Raw genomic sequence first — 15,560 nt, 5'->3', positions numbered from 1 at the left:
TGAGAATTAACGGTGCTTCTAATCGTCCGCCACGGGGTGCGGAGGACGGTTGGATACTTTCGGCGCGGGACTGCGCTTCGATTCAGCCACAGGAACGTAAAGCATTCCACCACGCACCGCGATAACGCCATCCGCCGTGTGTCGCAAACGCGGACGCGATTTTGTTTCGAGAAAAGTTGAGTGCGCCAGGAGTTCCCCATTCAGTCCCACATGAGAATAACTCCAGGTTCGGGGGGCGGCGCAATGAAGAACGTGAAGCTGGTTGGCGCGGTCGAGTTCGGCCTGCGGCTCGTCGTTCGCGATGGTTCGGCCTAACGAGTAAGTGGTGTAAACCACGCCCCGGTCCTTGTTTTCCACCCGCACATAAAGAGAGGTGTAATCGGGGAAGCGATTCGAGAGAAGCGAGAACGTCCGCACCTCCCCTGCTCCGGCCGTGTTCTCCGGAATCCCCACGGTCTTTTGCCAGATCGGGCGCGCATCGGACACCTGGAAAACCTTGGTCGCGGAATAGAAGAATTTGTTGAGATCGGGAAAATAAACGTTCGCCCGGACATGGTAGGAACCGAAATCCTGCACCGGGAAAAGAGAAGTCAGGTTGATCTTTCGGGTGACGGTTTTGCCGGCCTCGACGTGAAGAGCGGGCTCTGGTGCAGCCTGGCTGAGAGGCGCCAGGAGGCGGCCTTCGCTCGAATTGATTTCGAAACCGAACCATTGGTGGCCGCTGTCGTCCCGGAGATCGATGTCGCGTCCGGAGAAGTTCGCGATCTTGACCGTGGCGAGGATCGGCTCGTGGGCAATGTATTGCAGCCGTTGAAATTTTAGTTCCACCTGGATTTGCGCGGGCGCGTTAACCGTTAGAAAAAAAACCGTGATCAGGCTGAGGGACCATTTCATCGGGTTTCAGAATAACGCATCTCGCTCAGGGAAGAAAGAAGGCACTGGCTGGCGGCAATCTTTTAACTGCGCAGGAGCCCGGCAAAAAACCCGCGCTTCTTCGGCCGTGGCGGTTCCACGGGCCGGGGTTCCGGCCTCTTGGAAGGCGAGCTGGCCTTCTCCCGCTTCTCCTCTTTGGGAGGAGCTACCTCGACAAGGGCCTCGGTCCACGACAGGAAGATTGTCTCCGGGACGCGCGCTTCGGAATCGTAGGCAAATTCAACCTCGTCCCAACCGGCGATTTGCAGGAGCGCCTCTCGGCCACGCGTGACCGCGCCCTCCGCGTGCACAATCTTGCCCTCCCGCAGATAGACAATCCCGCTCCGCTCCCCCTTCACGATTTGCACCGCGCCAGTCCGCTGGCTCAGGCAGCACATCTGCAAGACATCGAGAACGTGAAACAAATCCGCGTCCGTTTCCCGCGGGTTCGCCGCGGCTTCGATCGCTCCCAGCACGCGTTCTCCATCGATCGGTTCCGGAAAAACCTTCGTCCTCGCGATGTCGAGACACCGTTCGGCCGCGGAATACGCAGGCAGAAATAATACCTGCAACCCTGGAAAAATTTCACTCAGCACCCCGCCGAGAGAAAGACCATCGACACCGCTACCCTCCAATTGGGCAAGAAGGAGATCGCAGCGCGCGTGGGTCTGCGCCCAGCGGAGCGCCGCCGCGTCATTCGCGACCAGATCGCACTGGTGGCTCGTGTAGTCGGCCACCATTCCCGCCAATTGTTCCCCAACCTCAGCGTCGTCGTGGACGATGAGCAATTGCATCACTGCGAAGGGGCACTAAGAGGCGGCGGGAAAATGTTCAGGAGTTTGGTGGGATCGGCGCGGGCGACCTGTAACTGATCGTTGTAATAAATGCGCACGATATATCCCAAATATTTCCGGTGACCGCCTTCGCCGGGCGACTGCGCGGCCTGGTCTTTTTTCGCCGTGGTTTTCTTTTTCGTCGTCGCCGACGGCGTTACGGAAGCCGCCGCGGCGGCCAGGTCCGCTTCAGTTGACGCGGTTTTCTTCGCCCGCAGGTAAGTTACCGCCAGCACCTCCGGATTTGTGTCCTTCCAATCGTGATGAGGCGTGAGCCATTCGTAACTGACGTCGGCGTCCGTCAGGACGACATCCTTGTTATCAACCGTGTCGTAAAAGAAGACCTGAATTTTTACCTTCGTATGATCGATCGGCGTATTCGGCTTCACTTTCACGCTGATCTTCAGCTTCATGTTGGTATCCGCCTCGGGATCCGGCGTGTCCGTGGCGGTCAGTTCGGTAATCCCGAAGGTCGAGCCGTCCGGGATGCCATCGGCGTCGGTCCGGGTCGTTCCTGCGTCCAGCGGTGCCGTTCCGGTCAGGCCCGGGCCCGTTGTGGTGGCGGGCGCCTGCGTGGTTGGCGCGGCTTTCAATTTCATTTCAGCCAGCTCATAAAGCGGGCCGGCCGAGGGACCAATCTCCTCGATTTTTTTCCAGGTCTCGGTCGCGCGGTCGGGAAGCTGGATCGACTCGTAAATCATGGCCATTTCCGCAAACACTCTCGCGTTTTTCGAATCGCGCTGAGCGGCTTCCTGAAGCCGGGCCAGAGCGCTCGTCGTGTCGCCCTTGTCGCGCAGTTCCGTCGCTTCCTTCAAGAGCTGTTCCGCGACCGACAGCGCGGCGGAGCTCGGAGAGGATTGGGCCGTGGCCGGCTGGCTCGTGGTGGTTTCGGCCACCGGCGGGGCCGATGCCGCTGGACTCGCGGCCGGCGCCGTTACTTTCGGATGCGACGCGATGTATTCGGTGCGCCACCGGTTAATGTAAAAAACACTGAGCCCGGCAATTTCGGCCGCGCCAAAGGCCAGGACCACCAGCATGGCGATCCGAAACACCTTGTCGGGTGGCGGCGTGGGAGAAATGGCCTCGGTTTCTGCGTCCATAGGATTTCTGGAATTATGCCTTGGATTCGTGCGGGCGCAAAACCGTTCAAATTAATATCCTATCGCAATCGTGCTCGTGATCGAAACGCGGCCAGATCGAGCACGAGCACGAGCACGATTACGAAAGAAGCCTACCGCGAAATATCCGCCTGGCTGAGAAGCTTGAAGCCTTCCCCCAGGAGAACGGACGACGCGCAGTCGGTGTCGTCGACATGCAAGGCGAGGGCGGCGAAACCCCGGGGATGGGTCAAAAGCGGGTAGGTGAAATGCACATTGACCTCAGCCATCAGGAGCGCGGCCAGGAGTTTCGCAAGCTGAGTCGCCACCTCGCGCAGTTCCACCACCACCATCGAACAAACCCCGAAAGCCACGTTGTGTTCCCGAAACAATTCCTCGACCCGTTCCGGATCGCTTACCACGATCCGCGCGATGGCAGAGTCGGTGGACTCCGCAATGCTCATGGCGACGACATGGGTGTTGTGGGTGTGCAGCAGTTTCACCACATCGAGCATGGCCCCGACCTTGTTCGGCAGGAAAATCGAGAATTGTTTGACGAGCGGTCCCTCGGTTTTCGAGGCGGTTTGTGGCAGATCAACGTCCATAAGGAAAGGTCGCGCCGGGAGCTCGAGCGAGCCAGGACGCGCGAAAGTATCTCATCGGGTCGGTTTTCTTTGCAAACGAATAAGTGGAGCGCTGTAGCCGCGCCGCGATGACGCCCCGACTGAGCAGGGCGCCTGCAGGGCCGATAAAGGCTGTTCATTTGAAGGCAGCGCTCTAAATTCGCACCCACAGTGGACGAAGAGAATCAGCTCATAGCGCAGCGGCGTGAGAAATTGGAGGCGCTCCAGGCCCGGGGCGCCAATCCTTTTGGCAGCGCGTACGAAACGTCCGGCACCATCGCGGAAGTGCGCGAAAAATTCGCCGAAGGCGTTTCCCTCCGGGCGGCCGGTCGCATTACCGCCCACCGCGACATGGGGAAAAGCCATTTCGTCGACCTCCGCGATTCCACGGGGCGAATCCAGGTTTACATCCACGCGAAAGAAGTCGGCGATGAGCTGATCGACCTGTTCAAGCTGGTCGATCTCGGGGATTTCATCGGCGTCGAGGGGAGCTGTTTTCTGACCAAGACCGGCGAACCGACCCTGAAAGTGCACACTCTCCAGATCCTGGGAAAAGCGCTCCGACCGCTCCCCGAGAAATGGCATGGGCTTCAGGACGTCGAGACGCGCTACCGGCAGCGGTATCTTGATCTGATCACGAACGAACAATCACGAGCGGTCTTCGAAAAACGGATCGTGATTGTGCGGGAGATCCGGCGATTCTTTGAGGCGAAAGGCTTTCTCGAAGTCGAAACGCCAATGCTCCAGGCGGTCGCGGGCGGCGCGGCGGCAGAACCGTTCCGGACCCACCACAAGGCGCTCGGGCTCGAGCTTTTCCTTCGGATTGCGCCCGAGCTTTATCTCAAGCGATTGCTGGTCGGCGGCTTCAACAAGGTCTTTGAGCTGAATCGAAATTTCCGAAACGAAGGGATCTCGCGGAAGCACAATCCGGAATTCACCATGCTGGAAGCGTATTGGGCCTACGCCGATTTCGAAAAGATCGCGGACCTGGTGGAAGAAATGATCTGTCATTTGGCGAGCGTTTTGGAGGGCGGAGCTCCAGCGACGCCGGACGCCGAACCTCGCGGGAGCTCGACCCTCCAGATCGAACACAAAGACGCGGAAGGAAATGTCACGCGCACTCTCAACCTCACCCGTCCCTGGCGACGCGCTCGTTACCGCGACCTGATCCGCGAAATCGATCCGGAGTGGTTTAACTACACCACCGAAAAACGACGCGAACGTTGCGGCGAGCTCGGGGTAGAGATCAATCCACGCATGGAAGATTATGAAGTGACGCAGCAGGTTTTCGAAAAGCTGGTTGAGGAGAAAACGTTCGACCCGCTTTTCGTGACGCATTGCCCGAAGGAACTGGTGCCGCTGGCGAAGCAAAATGTCGAAGACCCGACCTTGGTGGACGTTTACGAACTGATCATCAACGGCCAGGAAATTTCGCCCGGCTATTCCGAGCTGAACGATCCGATTGTGCAGCGGCAACGGCTGATCGAGCAGGCGGGCGAAGAAACCCAGAAGCTCGACGAAGAATTTCTTCTCGCCCTCGAACACGGCATGCCTCCGGCAGGCGGGTTCGGCGTCGGGATCGACCGGCTGGTGATGCTTTTGACCGGCGCGGAATCGATTCGGGATGTGATTTTGTTCCCGCTGCTAAAGCCGCGGAGGTGAGGAAGCTTCTGTAGCCGTCGCCCTGTGGGCGACGCAGCGTGCGGTTATCCACGTCTATCTCACGCTTCGCACAGCGAAGCGGCTACAGAAGACCTAGATCGCCCGCTCGGCCACCCACTGGACGGCGAAACGCGCGACTTGCCGCGCGTTTTGCAGATTCAGCTTTTCCTTAATGTGCGTCCGGTGCGTCTCCACGGTCTTCGGACTGAGGTTGAGCGCCTTGGCGATCGCCTTGACCTCTTTCCCGGCGCCAATCAGTTCCAGCACTTCCAATTCGCGGTCGCTTAACCTGTCCGTAATTTCCTCATCCGGCGCGACCCGATTGACGACTACCTTGGAAATCACCTGGCTCGCCATCTTCGGGCTGAGGTAAGTGTGGCCATCCATCACTTCGCGCACGGCCTCGAGGACACTGCCGAGCGCTTCCTGTTTCGTGACGTAACCGCGCGCGCCAGCCCGGAGCGAGCGCACCGCATACAGCGACTCATCGTGCATGGAAAGAATCAGCACCGGCATCTGCGGGAACTCGGCCACAATCATTTTCGTCAGCTCAATCCCATTGGTGCCTTTCAAGCCGAGATCGGCGATGACCAGGTGCGGTTTTACTTTGCGAAGGACGTCCATTGCTTCCCCGGCGCTGTTGGCTTCGCCACAAACCGCGAAACCGTCGTCCGAATTCAAAAGCTGAATCAGGCCATGGCGGAAAAGCGGATGATCGTCAACTACCACGATCCGAATCGATTCCGGCAGGGCGCACTTCGGGTTAGCGACCAGCCCGCTGCCGAGCGCGCCGGTCGATTTCACATCGGGCTCGATGGCCAGGCGCCGCGCTTCTTTGGCGCTGGGGCCCGAGGTCGGCTTCTTCGCCGACGATGGGGCCTTGGCAGGCTTCAATTTTGGACCGGTAGCCATGGCGTAATCATAACAACATCGCGCCCGCTCCGGCGAGTGTTCGCATAATTCTGTTGCGACTGAAAACGTCGCCCGCAGGGCGGCGGCTACAGAAAATCCCTCTGCTGCTGACAACGGCTACAACGTCACAGGCAATCACCGCTTGATCGGGATCTTGCAGGTTATGTCCATGCCGCCGGTCTTGCGGCGCTCAATGGATAGCTCGCCCTCCAAGGCGTTTGCACGGTAGCGCATCATATGGACACCCAAACCTTTTCGCCGTTTTCCGAGATCGAACCCTTTGCCGTCATCTTGCACGCTTACGCAAATGTGAGTCGCGCTCCGATCCAGCGCGATCAAGATGTTATGGGCCCCGGAATGTTTGAGCGCGTTCGTCACTGCCTCCTGCGCGATCCGGTATAAATGCAGTGCAACCGCGTCATCCGTAACGCGAACACCCCGGGCAGCTTTGAAGTGACAGTTTACGCCGCGATTTTGATTCGCGGACGCTGCCAGGTCGCGTAGCGCATCTTTCAATCCGGCCGCCCTTAGCTCGACTGCTTGCAATCCGCGCGCCAGTTCCCGGGCGATGCCGACATTCCGGTTGACGGTCTCGGCGGATTCTTCCAGCGTTTGGGCCGCAGCCTCGTCCTTCCGCGCGAGCTTCTTCGCGGTCGATTTCAAATACAGCGCCGTGGCCGTCAGCTCCTGGCAAACCATGTCGTGCAGGTCCTCGCCAATCCGCCGCTTCTCGCGCTCGCTGATCTCGAGCAACTCACGCTCGAGCTGCCGGCGCTGCGCCATCGTTCGTTCCAGCTCATTGTTCGTCGCCACGACTTCGCGCGTTCGCTCGATGACGCGCTGTTCCATTTCTTCCTTGGCATGGAGCAACGCGTCTTCAATCTCACGCTGTTCGGTCGCATCGCGGCAGATTTTCGCGAAGCCGCGCAGTCCCCCGTCCCGTCGATCGATTCGACGCATGACTCCATCCGCCCAGAGACGCGACCCGTCCTTCCGCCGGTGCCAGCGGCGGTCCGGCGCCCGGCCTTCGCGGACAGCAGTTTCGATCTCTTTTTCTACTTCGCCTTTCTTCTGGTCGGCGTCGGTGAAAATGATCGCGCCTGTCTGCCCGACTGCTTCCTCCGCGGTCCAGCCGAACACTTTTTCCGCGCCCGTGCTCCAGAAGGTGATTACGTTTTCCGGATCGAGGAGGAACATCGCGTAATCCGGCGTCCCCTCGACGAGCAACTGAAAGCGTCCCTCCATTTCACGTGTGCTTGCTTCTGCCAGCTTGAGATCGTGGATGTCGGTGGCCGTTCCGAACCAGCCCGTGATGCGATTTTCCTTATCGCGCAGGGGCACGTTGCGCCCGATGAACCAGCGATAGTCACCGTCCGCATTTCGCAGCCGGTATTCGCTGTCGAAAACTTCGCCGGCCTTGAGCGCCTTCTGCCAGCGATCCCTGGAGGCCGGCGCGTCATCAGGATGAACGACCGCCTGCCATCCTGGCCCGGCGGATTTCTCGAAGGTAAGGCCCGTGTAGTCGTACCAGCGGCGATTAAAGTAATTCGCGGTCCCGTCCACGGTATTCGTCCAGACGATCTGCGGAATGGCATCTGCCAGACGCGCCATGCGTTCTTCGCTTTCTCGCACGGCGTCCTCCGCGCGATGCCGGCGCGTAATGTCGATAAAGGTCACGACGACACCGGCGATGCGATCCTGCAGCGCGCGGTACGGAGCGATTCGCACCAGATACCAGCGGGCCTCTTCCTCCCCTCCATCCGGCCGGTCTCGAGCTACTTCGCGCTCAATGGTCGTCAAGCGATCGAGCACGTCTTCCACGTCCGACATCAGAGCGTCGTAGTCGATATGGTGAGTAATGTCCGCCAACGGCCGGCCAATATCGGTAGGGAGCAGATTGAAAATCTTTTGCGCGCTGGGGGTGAAGCGATGGACCCGCAGTTGGCGGTTCAAAAAGATGGTGCCGATGTCGGTTGACCCCATCAGGTTGTTGAGGTCGGCGTTCGCCCGGCTCAATTCTTCCACGCTATTCTTCAGCTCGGCGTTGACCGTCGTCAGCTCTTCGTTGCCGGACTGCAATTCCTCCTTGCTCGTTTGCAACTCTTCCGTGGCCGAGCGCATCTCTTCGTTGATCGCCTGGAGCTCTTCGTTCGATGCTTTCAGCTCTTCGTTGGTCGCTTCGTATTGCTCGACCGCGGTGGCGAGCTGCGCCTTCAGGAACGCGATTTCCTCGTCCAAACCGCGCGCTACGTCTGCCTGGAGGAGCTGATTCTCCGCCGCGGCGCCGGGCTCGTCCTGCCGCTGGAACAGGACGAGGAAGAAGTGTTCGCCCTGGTTCGTCTCGACGCGGCGGACATGGAGAGCGACGACTTCGTCATGCGAGTCGAAGTGGACCGTCTGCGGCGAGCTCCGCACGTTTTGATCCCGGTTTTGCCCCGCGCTGAAAAGGGCGGTGCGCAATTCCACCTGGAGCTCCGGCCGGACGAGCTTGAAGATATTTGCCGAAGGTTCGCCCGCAGTAAAACGCAGATAGGCCCCGGCGTTCACCGAAAGATGAACGACCTCGTGCTCGGCGTTCACCACCACCGAGGGTGGCGCGTACTGCTCGAGCAACCGTAAATGCAGTTCGCCAAAAAGGGCGCCGCGCCGCTCCAGGCTTAAGGTGTCGCTGGCCTCCGATCTCCTTCCGGCATCCTGGACCGTCGCCTGGGTGAGCGGTGGCAGCGCGGCTTTCGGCAAGGCGCGCGCCGGCGGCTCCTGCAGCGGCACCGACACCGGCACCACCGGGATCTTCCAAACCGGGCGCGGCACCGAGCGGCGGGCATAGATTCGGTGGTTCGTATCCACCGGCGAAAAAAGCGCGTGCCCTGCGCTGGTTTCCGAGCCGCCCAGGAAAAGCAGGCCGGCCGAGCGCAGTGAAAAATGGAACACCTCGAAGGCCTGTTCCTGCGCTTTGCTGCCGAGATAGATAAGCAGGTTGCGGCAGGAAATCAGATCGATCCGGGAAAAAGGCGCGTCCCTCAGGAAATTGTGGGCGGCGAAAAGAACTTTCTCGCGGAGATGCTTTCGCACCCGATAGCGTCCCTGGTCCTTGCTGAAGAAGTGCCTCAACCGGTCCTGCGAAATATCGGCTTCGATGGTATGCGGATACAACCCTTCGCGCGCTTCCAGCAACGACTGTTCGTCGATGTCGGTCGCGAAGACCTGCACGATCGGGGGCGACTCGAACCGTTCCGCATATTCCGTCAGCAGCATCGCGACCGAGTAAGCCTCTTCGCCCGTCGCGCAACCGGCCACCCAGGCGCGGACCTGATCGTCTTTTGTTTTGCCACTAAAAAGCTGGGGGATGTTTGCCTCCAGCGCGGCGAACGCGTCCTGGTCGCGGAAAAAATGAGTGACGCCGATGAGCAAGTCCTGGAGAAGGGCCAGAGGCTCGTCCGAATGGCGGCGCAGAAAGCCGAGGTAATCGGGAATGCTTTCGACCAGGTTCACCTGCATCCGCCGCGCGATCCGGCGCAGGATCGTGGCCCGTTTGTAATGGGTGAAGTCGTGGCCGGTTTGCGCTCGCAAATGTGCGAGCACTTCCATGATCGCGTTCTCATCGGTCCGCGACCGGGTTTCGTCCGAGACCGTTTCGCCGCCGGGCGCATCCTTCAACTTCGCGTCGCGCTCCGGAGCGTCTGGAATTTCCGGCGGCAACTTCATCGCGTGTTCGTTGCGGACGAAGTGAACCAGCTTCGGAGGGATCTCGGCCACCGGCAGCACCCAGTCCACCATTCCTGTGCTGATCGCCGTCAGCGGCATGGCGTTGTGTTCCGCCTCGTCCGGGTCCTGCGCGATCGTCACGCCACCCTGCGCGCGAATGTGCTTGAGCCCGATCACGCCGTCTGAATCGGACCCGGAAAGAATGACGCCGACCGCGCGCTGCCCGAACGAGTGCGCCAGGCTGCGAAAGAAAAGGTCGATCGTCACCGGACGCCCGTTCGGCGGCGGCCGCTCGAGCAGCTCGAGCATGCCGTCGTCAAAGGCGAGTTGGTTGTTGGGCGGAATCACGTAGGCGTGATTCGGTTTAACCTTCACCCGGTGAGTCACCTGTAAGACAGGCATCGCGGTGTGCTGCTGAAGGATGCTCGCCAGGCTGCTTTCGTGTTCCGGCGAAAGATGCATCACGACCACGAACGCCAGCCCGCTGTCTACCTGCATGTCGGCAAAAAATTGCTGCAACACACTCACGCCACCCGCGGAAGCTCCCAGACCGACGACCGCTACCGGCTCGTTCGGATCACGGCGTTTGCGGGCCCCGTCATGCAAGTTCGCACCCGGCATATCGGCCGCCGCCGCATCCAGTTGCGCCGCCGGCGGGGCGCCGTTATGCCTCGCCCTTGTTTCGGTTCCCAGTGGCGCGTTCTTGTCGGACATGACGTTCAGCCCCGCTTTCGAGGGGGGCCGCAACCCGACTCTACTGCGGTCAGGTTTCCTTTACGAATCTAAACGCATCCGCTTTGCCTGCTGGATTCCTCCTGCTCATGATCGTGGTCATGATCCCACCTCTACGAATAGTTACGTCGCCAAACGCTCGAGCGCCGCGGCTGACTGGCTTCCCATACGCGCAAAGCGGCGTTGAGTAACGCGACAGTTCGCGTGAATTGGGCTCGCGACGGGGCGGGCTGTCCGGCGGTCTCTGCCGTTCCGTGCACACGGCGCTTGGCGCGTCGCGGCCGCGTTTCATTCCGCACTTCTCCTGAATGCTCGATTCCGCTCTTCATGCCGTCCCTTATTTCCCTCTGGCGATAATTGAAACGGCCTTGGCTCCCGCCACGGATGTAACCCTTTTCCAAAACGGGGATGATTCACTCACACGCCGGGGTAAGATCGAACAGCGGCCACGCCCACACACGCGCCCACCTTCAACCGGAACGGTTGCCGTGAAAGCCCGGGCAATCCGGCCAGCGCTCGGCGAGGGAGGCGCGCACCTCGGCGGCAACCCGCCAATGCTCGCCATACTGAAGCGCGTCGACAATCAAAACGCCCACGACCTGGCGCATCTCGTCCGAGGCTTCGGTCGGGTGAAGCGGAAACTCTCCCATCGAGAATGCGAACGCGTCTTCGATTGGGATCGTGATCCGAAACTCCAACTCTTCTTCGTCGCTTTGCACCGGTTCTAACTCGCCTCTCTGAAGGAGATACGCGGCGCGACCTGGAAAAGGATTGCCTCGGAGATCACGGCGACTCTACCGCGGCGCTGTTATGCCCCTTCGGTCCGTGCGGGAATTTTCCGATTGGTTTCATTATTGATCGCGGGAGTTACGCCATTCATTGCCCGCCTCAGCCAGGTTCTGTTCGATACGCTCGATCGTTGTTGAGAGCTCGCTCACTTTTTTCTGAATTGTAATCGCGCGCTCGTGAATATTCATGGTGGCATCCTCCCCTTCGGAGGCCGGACGTTGATCAGACAATGAGGAATTCTCTTCGAACATCGCCCAAACAACCCTCTCAGGAGTGATGCCGCAATCGGGAGCCACCACCATTGATTGATCGGGACAATCCCGATTGAGCCCCGGCGGCGCGGGTTGTGTGGCGCTCGCGAGCAGGTCGCATTGCGGGCGACAGCAGCCGCCAGGATCGTCCACGGCCTCGTTGTTAGCAGGCGGATTGCCCCAGAATGTTCAATAGCGTGCGTAGCTCGTGGAGGTCGAATGGCTTGGTCAGGTAATGATCAAAACCGGCGTTCTTCCCTATCTCGTAATCCTTTTCGGAACCTCGCGCAGTCAACGCGATGGCCTGAATCTGTGGTTGCAGGGTCTTGGCTTTCGCGACGAGATCCAGCCCGTCACCGTCGGCAAGCCCGAGATCGCTCAGAAGAACGTCGACCGGGGTGTGCCCCAGAAGCTGCAACGCCTCCGTAACTCCGTCGGCCGTGATCATTTCATGACCGGAGCGCTCGAGGAGCGCGGAAAGCACGCGGCGCGTATCAGTATGATCTTCGACGAGGAGAATAGTCACGGCTCCCGTCTCAATCGTTTCCGGCGCCGGATTTGATTGCGTGAATGTTTAGTGCCCGCACCTTTCGCCGCTAGCCCCGAACACGGATCAGGCGGCGTGCCCGCAGTGGATTGCTCCGAGAATAATCGGGCAGTGTGAGAAAATTATGCGCCCCGCAGGCGCGCACTCTACTTGCCAGTTCCGTTCTATACCGAAGGGTTCAGAGGGGCATGGGAAAATCAGGAGAGGGAAAGAGCAAAATTGGCGAACCGAACCAATCCTTGCTCGCCAGTTGCGAGACTCTTCGCGCCGACGTCGCCCGAGCGATCCAAGCCTCGCGGGAGCGTCGTTATTGCTTCAAAACGAAGACGGTAAGCCGGTTGCCGGGAGGTCCAGCAAAGGACGCGGACGCCGCGAAAAATACACGACCCGCCCGTAGCGCCGACCAGGTCTCAGGCCGCCCGGCTTGAGTGGCGTTTATCGGCGGCCAGGATTTCTTTTCGTTTCCGGCCCGGCCGGGAATTCATCCGCGCGAGGACCATTTGCAGATTCAGGAGGTCGACCGGTTTTGGGTAATACATGTCAAAACCGGCATCGCGACACTGGCATTGGTCGCCCGCGGTGAAGTACGCGCTCATCGCGATCGCCATTACCTTCGAGTCTTTTTCCCGGACTTGAGCAATGAAGGCAAAGCCATCCTTATCGGGCAGTCCGATATCGCTCAGAATCACATCCACTTCATTCGTGTCCAGAAAGGCGAGACCGCGCGCCGATGAATCGCTCGTGGAAACCTCGTGTCCCCAGTTCCGCAACAGACCGGCGAAGGCTTGCCGGGTATCAGCGTGATCTTCGACGAGGAGAATGGAGCACATGGCGTGAGGCCGATGGAGGCCGTCATCGAATGGTTCGGGCTTCGATCCCAGCTTGGTCGGGTATTCGCTGATAATAACATAGGGATTTTACCGATGCAAAAGCCCAGCCCCAACGTGGGCAACGCCTTGCAGCGGGGCAGGGTTTTGGAAAAATTCTCTGCGCCGCTCAGCCAGAGCGACTTCATCGGCATTAATCCGACGCCGCAGGCAGCCTCGCGACCGATTGCCAAAAAAGCGGGGCGCTGGGATAGTGCATTATGGATTCGGAACCGGCCGGGCAAACAGGAGATGAAGCCCGGGCGGCCTTGCTCGCCCGCCTTTCCAACATTCTCGAAAACTCCCCTCGCCCGAGACGGCCTCGCTCCTTGCAACCAACCCCGGAGGCAGCCAAAAGCCGCCTGGCCAGGCTGCGGCGCAAGCAGCGGATGCTTTTGCAAAAATCGCCGCAACGAATTTCAAATTCGCCCGCGCCCGATCCGTTGGCGCCTTAGGAAAAATCTGTCCCGCCTAGCCCGTCACCTTCGAAACAAGGTTCTTGAGCGTCGCTGCCACTCCCGTTTTCTTTTCGGGTTTTTTCGGCACCTTCTTCGCCCGGAGGTTAATCACGGATCTGGCGAGCTTGGTCAGCTTCTTGTCAGTCGCGCTTTCCTCCTGGAGCGAAGTGTCCAGGAGGCGCGCCCCTTTCGTGTCGCGGAGAAGCTGGGCGTAGGTGTGGGCGCATCCGTAGCCAGCGATCTCGTAATGCTCCACCCGTTGGGCGGCAGCGATCAGGCCGGCATCGCGGACCTCATCCTCCGCGTCCTCCCTGGCCATCTTATCGCCTTCGGCAATCAGACCCTCCATCCCCTCGCATTTTGGGCCGCGGGTCGATTCGCCGTGGCTCTTGAGAATTTGTTCCAGCCGCTTTGCCTGGCGCTTGGTTTGTTGGAGATGCTGGTTGAACGCGGAGCTCAACTGCCGGTTCTTCGCCGCCTTCGCCATTTTGGGCAACGCTTTGATGAGCTGATTTTCCGCACTGTAGAGGTCTTTCAGCTCGTGCACGTAAAGGTCTTTCAAGGTTTCCAGTTCCATGCAGATCATTCGCGGCTCCTCCTGAGGCCGGTTTCAAATTGAAAGTTCGGCGAGCGGATCCCGCCGGCGGCCCAGGATTCTCCGAAATTGACCGAGTCGCGGATCAGGCTGCACTCCGATTGGGGACGGAGCGCCGAACTGACAGAGTGAGGCGTGAACGGAAGGAATCTCGCAACGGACCATGCCCTCCAGGAGAAAACTGATGGCCGATAGCGAATCCCCCGCCGACCGAAAGCTAAAACTGCTCCAGCGTCTTGATCGATTCAGGCCGTGGCACAGCACGACTGATCGCCGGCTTTGCCTCGTCTGCGGGCGATTGATCAGCGGCTGGCAGATCAACGTCAGGCGAAGCATGTATGGCCTCGGACTTCTGCGGTTGCGATGCCCGACTGAGAATTGTCGCTCCGGTCCGATCGACTGGGTGGAACCCGATGCGCCTTGAGCCAGCCCCAAAGCCTTCCTGCCCCTGAAGGCAAAAAGTTTTCTAGCCCCAGAAAGTTACTTCGGAACTGCGGTGATCGGAAGTTTTCGGACGGGAAGAGGCGTTCCCGCGGTAAAACCAATCGTTCGGCAACGCCGGGCAGCCTTGCGTTGGACAACTCAGGGAATATCCCCCGCGTGAATCACGGGTGATCTCGATCTGGCGGCCGGTAATAACTCGCCCGCACAAAACGCAGACCCGCTGATCGTCGAGCGAATGCCACTTCCGCCGCGGATCGGCCGCCTGCAGAATCGCCAGTTTTTCCTCGGATAATAAATGCGCGCCCATCGAATCAAGTGACTTGATTAAATACGAAAAGGGCGGGGTTTTCCATGAGTCGACTGGATGATGTGTCGATAGGTTAAACCCCTAAAAGAAACCAAAGTTTCTCAAGCGGGCCCACGCCTTGTCATCGGGATTTCTCCTACCGCTCGATGCTCCGGTCGGCTTATAGCCTCTTGCTGAGGCTAATCCGAATTAACGGCATGGCCTTATTTCCCGAACTGCAGATTTCGCATGCCGGCGGTCCCGAGATTTCAATCCTGGGCGACGAAACGTTGATGGAAAAAATCACGCAACGCCAGCAGCCGGCCCTGAGCGAGCTCTACGCGCGCTACGCCCGTTCGCTTCGCGCCCTGATCGGCAGCGTGGTCCATGAAGAATCGGAAGCGGATGATGTTCTCCAGGAATCGTTCCTCCAAATCTGGCGGGAGGCCCATCATTATTCGCCGAAAGCGGGGAAGCCGCTCGGCTGGGTGATCACCATCGCGCGACGCCGGGCTATCGACCGGGTTCGGCGGCGCGACAGCTATCGCCGGGCGAAGCAACGTTTCGAAGAGGAAATCAAGCCGCAGGCGCATATCACCAGCGCAACCGGGACCGCCCACGAAGTAACCCAGACCGATCTGCGGCGGTTTCTCGGGCGGCAAATGAAGACTCTGCCGAAGGTCCAGCGGGAGGCAGTGGAGCTTGCCTATTTCGGCGGCTTAAGCCAGCGCGAGATCGCGGCTACTACGGATACGCCGCTGGGCACGGTGAAAACGCGGCTTCAGTTGGGCCTGCGAAAATTGACCCAGGGCGTCCGGCCGCTTCGAAACAAAATATAGCGTTGGAGA

General features: G+C 59.7%; 15 protein-coding genes. 3 read left to right on the top strand and 12 right to left on the bottom strand.

All coding sequences use genetic code 11. From position 1 onward, the window contains the following. Positions 1-18: 18 nt before the first annotated feature. The 4 genes from VJU77_12880 to VJU77_12865 all read right to left on the bottom strand — a co-directional run bounded on the left by VJU77_12880 (position 19) and on the right by VJU77_12865 (position 3,447). Positions 19-894: a hypothetical protein gene (locus VJU77_12880; GenBank protein HKP04240.1), complete on the bottom strand. Its 876-nt coding sequence runs from the start codon at positions 892-894 to the stop codon at positions 19-21. A gap of 62 nt (positions 895-956) precedes the next feature. Then, on the bottom strand, positions 957-1,706 hold the full coding sequence (locus VJU77_12875) for a DUF4388 domain-containing protein (GenBank protein HKP04239.1): 750 nt from the start codon (positions 1,704-1,706) through the stop codon (positions 957-959). Continuing rightward, positions 1,706-2,845: a hypothetical protein gene (locus VJU77_12870; GenBank protein HKP04238.1), complete on the bottom strand. Its 1,140-nt coding sequence runs from the start codon at positions 2,843-2,845 to the stop codon at positions 1,706-1,708. The genes VJU77_12875 and VJU77_12870 overlap by 1 nt, the downstream gene beginning before the upstream one ends. A gap of 131 nt (positions 2,846-2,976) precedes the next feature. Beyond that, positions 2,977-3,447 (bottom strand): hypothetical protein, encoded by a 471-nt coding sequence (locus VJU77_12865; GenBank protein ID HKP04237.1) that lies wholly within the window; start codon positions 3,445-3,447, stop codon positions 2,977-2,979. 189 nt (positions 3,448-3,636) lie between these two features. Here VJU77_12865 and lysS point away from each other — a divergent pair, with 189 nt between their 5' ends. Continuing rightward, positions 3,637-5,127, top strand: a complete 1,491-nt coding sequence (gene lysS / locus VJU77_12860; GenBank protein HKP04236.1) for a lysine--tRNA ligase — start codon at positions 3,637-3,639, stop codon at positions 5,125-5,127. A 93-nt stretch (positions 5,128-5,220) separates the two neighbouring features. On the opposite strand, the gene VJU77_12855 is transcribed toward lysS, so the two are convergent. From VJU77_12855 to VJU77_12825, 7 genes are all read right to left on the bottom strand, one after another. Continuing rightward, a complete protein-coding gene (locus VJU77_12855) occupies positions 5,221-6,039 on the bottom strand; it encodes a response regulator transcription factor (protein HKP04235.1) in 819 nt (272 codons plus the stop codon). A gap of 135 nt (positions 6,040-6,174) precedes the next feature. Then, the gene (locus VJU77_12850; protein ID HKP04234.1) at positions 6,175-10,458 is read right to left on the bottom strand and encodes a chemotaxis protein CheB; all 4,284 of its coding nucleotides are present in this window, start codon (positions 10,456-10,458) and stop codon (positions 6,175-6,177) included. A 488-nt stretch (positions 10,459-10,946) separates the two neighbouring features. Further along, complete coding sequence (locus tag VJU77_12845) at positions 10,947-11,195, bottom strand: hypothetical protein (protein HKP04233.1); 249 nt, start codon at positions 11,193-11,195, stop codon at positions 10,947-10,949. 132 nt (positions 11,196-11,327) lie between these two features. After that, positions 11,328-11,669: a hypothetical protein gene (locus VJU77_12840; GenBank protein HKP04232.1), complete on the bottom strand. Its 342-nt coding sequence runs from the start codon at positions 11,667-11,669 to the stop codon at positions 11,328-11,330. Positions 11,670-11,679: 10 nt separating this feature from the next. Continuing rightward, the gene (locus VJU77_12835; protein HKP04231.1) at positions 11,680-12,042 is read right to left on the bottom strand and encodes a response regulator; all 363 of its coding nucleotides are present in this window, start codon (positions 12,040-12,042) and stop codon (positions 11,680-11,682) included. Between the two features lie 431 nt (positions 12,043-12,473). Beyond that, positions 12,474-12,893, bottom strand: a complete 420-nt coding sequence (locus tag VJU77_12830) for a response regulator (protein ID HKP04230.1) — start codon at positions 12,891-12,893, stop codon at positions 12,474-12,476. 507 nt (positions 12,894-13,400) lie between these two features. After that, entirely contained in the window at positions 13,401-13,964 is a 564-nt protein-coding gene (locus VJU77_12825) for a ferritin-like domain-containing protein (protein ID HKP04229.1), read from the bottom strand. Positions 13,965-14,166: 202 nt separating this feature from the next. Here VJU77_12825 and VJU77_12820 point away from each other — a divergent pair, with 202 nt between their 5' ends. Next, positions 14,167-14,406, top strand: a complete 240-nt coding sequence (locus VJU77_12820; protein ID HKP04228.1) for a hypothetical protein — start codon at positions 14,167-14,169, stop codon at positions 14,404-14,406. 42 nt (positions 14,407-14,448) lie between these two features. Here the strand turns inward: VJU77_12820 and VJU77_12815 are convergent, their stop codons facing one another. After that, on the bottom strand, positions 14,449-14,733 hold the full coding sequence (locus tag VJU77_12815; GenBank protein HKP04227.1) for a hypothetical protein: 285 nt from the start codon (positions 14,731-14,733) through the stop codon (positions 14,449-14,451). A 197-nt stretch (positions 14,734-14,930) separates the two neighbouring features. On the opposite strand from VJU77_12815, the gene VJU77_12810 reads away from it, so the two are divergent. Further along, positions 14,931-15,551, top strand: coding sequence for a sigma-70 family RNA polymerase sigma factor (locus VJU77_12810; protein ID HKP04226.1), 621 nt, complete (start codon positions 14,931-14,933; stop codon positions 15,549-15,551). Positions 15,552-15,560: the final 9 nt, after the last annotated feature.

This window comes from Chthoniobacterales bacterium (genome assembly GCA_035274845.1).
Classification (GTDB): domain Bacteria; phylum Verrucomicrobiota; class Verrucomicrobiia; order Chthoniobacterales; family UBA10450; genus AV80.
This window is presented reverse-complemented; position numbering and strand designations above follow the sequence as displayed.

What these genes read in the sequence shown, in the direction of transcription:
- VJU77_12880 (HKP04240.1), bottom strand. Translation starts at nt 894, where the DNA reads ATGAAATGGTCCCTCAGCCTGATCACGGTTTTTTTTCTAACGGTTAAC.
- VJU77_12875 (HKP04239.1), bottom strand. Translation starts at nt 1,706, where the DNA reads ATGCAATTGCTCATCGTCCACGACGACGCTGAGGTTGGGGAACAATTG.
- VJU77_12870 (HKP04238.1), bottom strand. Translation starts at nt 2,845, where the DNA reads ATGGACGCAGAAACCGAGGCCATTTCTCCCACGCCGCCACCCGACAAG.
- VJU77_12865 (HKP04237.1), bottom strand. Translation starts at nt 3,447, where the DNA reads ATGGACGTTGATCTGCCACAAACCGCCTCGAAAACCGAGGGACCGCTC.
- VJU77_12855 (HKP04235.1), bottom strand. Translation starts at nt 6,039, where the DNA reads ATGGCTACCGGTCCAAAATTGAAGCCTGCCAAGGCCCCATCGTCGGCG.
- VJU77_12850 (HKP04234.1), bottom strand. Translation starts at nt 10,458, where the DNA reads ATGTCCGACAAGAACGCGCCACTGGGAACCGAAACAAGGGCGAGGCAT.
- VJU77_12830 (HKP04230.1), bottom strand. Translation starts at nt 12,893, where the DNA reads ATGTGCTCCATTCTCCTCGTCGAAGATCACGCTGATACCCGGCAAGCC.
- VJU77_12825 (HKP04229.1), bottom strand. Translation starts at nt 13,964, where the DNA reads ATGGAACTGGAAACCTTGAAAGACCTTTACGTGCACGAGCTGAAAGAC.
- VJU77_12820 (HKP04228.1), top strand. Translation starts at nt 14,167, where the DNA reads ATGGCCGATAGCGAATCCCCCGCCGACCGAAAGCTAAAACTGCTCCAG.
- VJU77_12815 (HKP04227.1), bottom strand. Translation starts at nt 14,733, where the DNA reads ATGGGCGCGCATTTATTATCCGAGGAAAAACTGGCGATTCTGCAGGCG.
- VJU77_12810 (HKP04226.1), top strand. Translation starts at nt 14,931, where the DNA reads ATGGCCTTATTTCCCGAACTGCAGATTTCGCATGCCGGCGGTCCCGAG.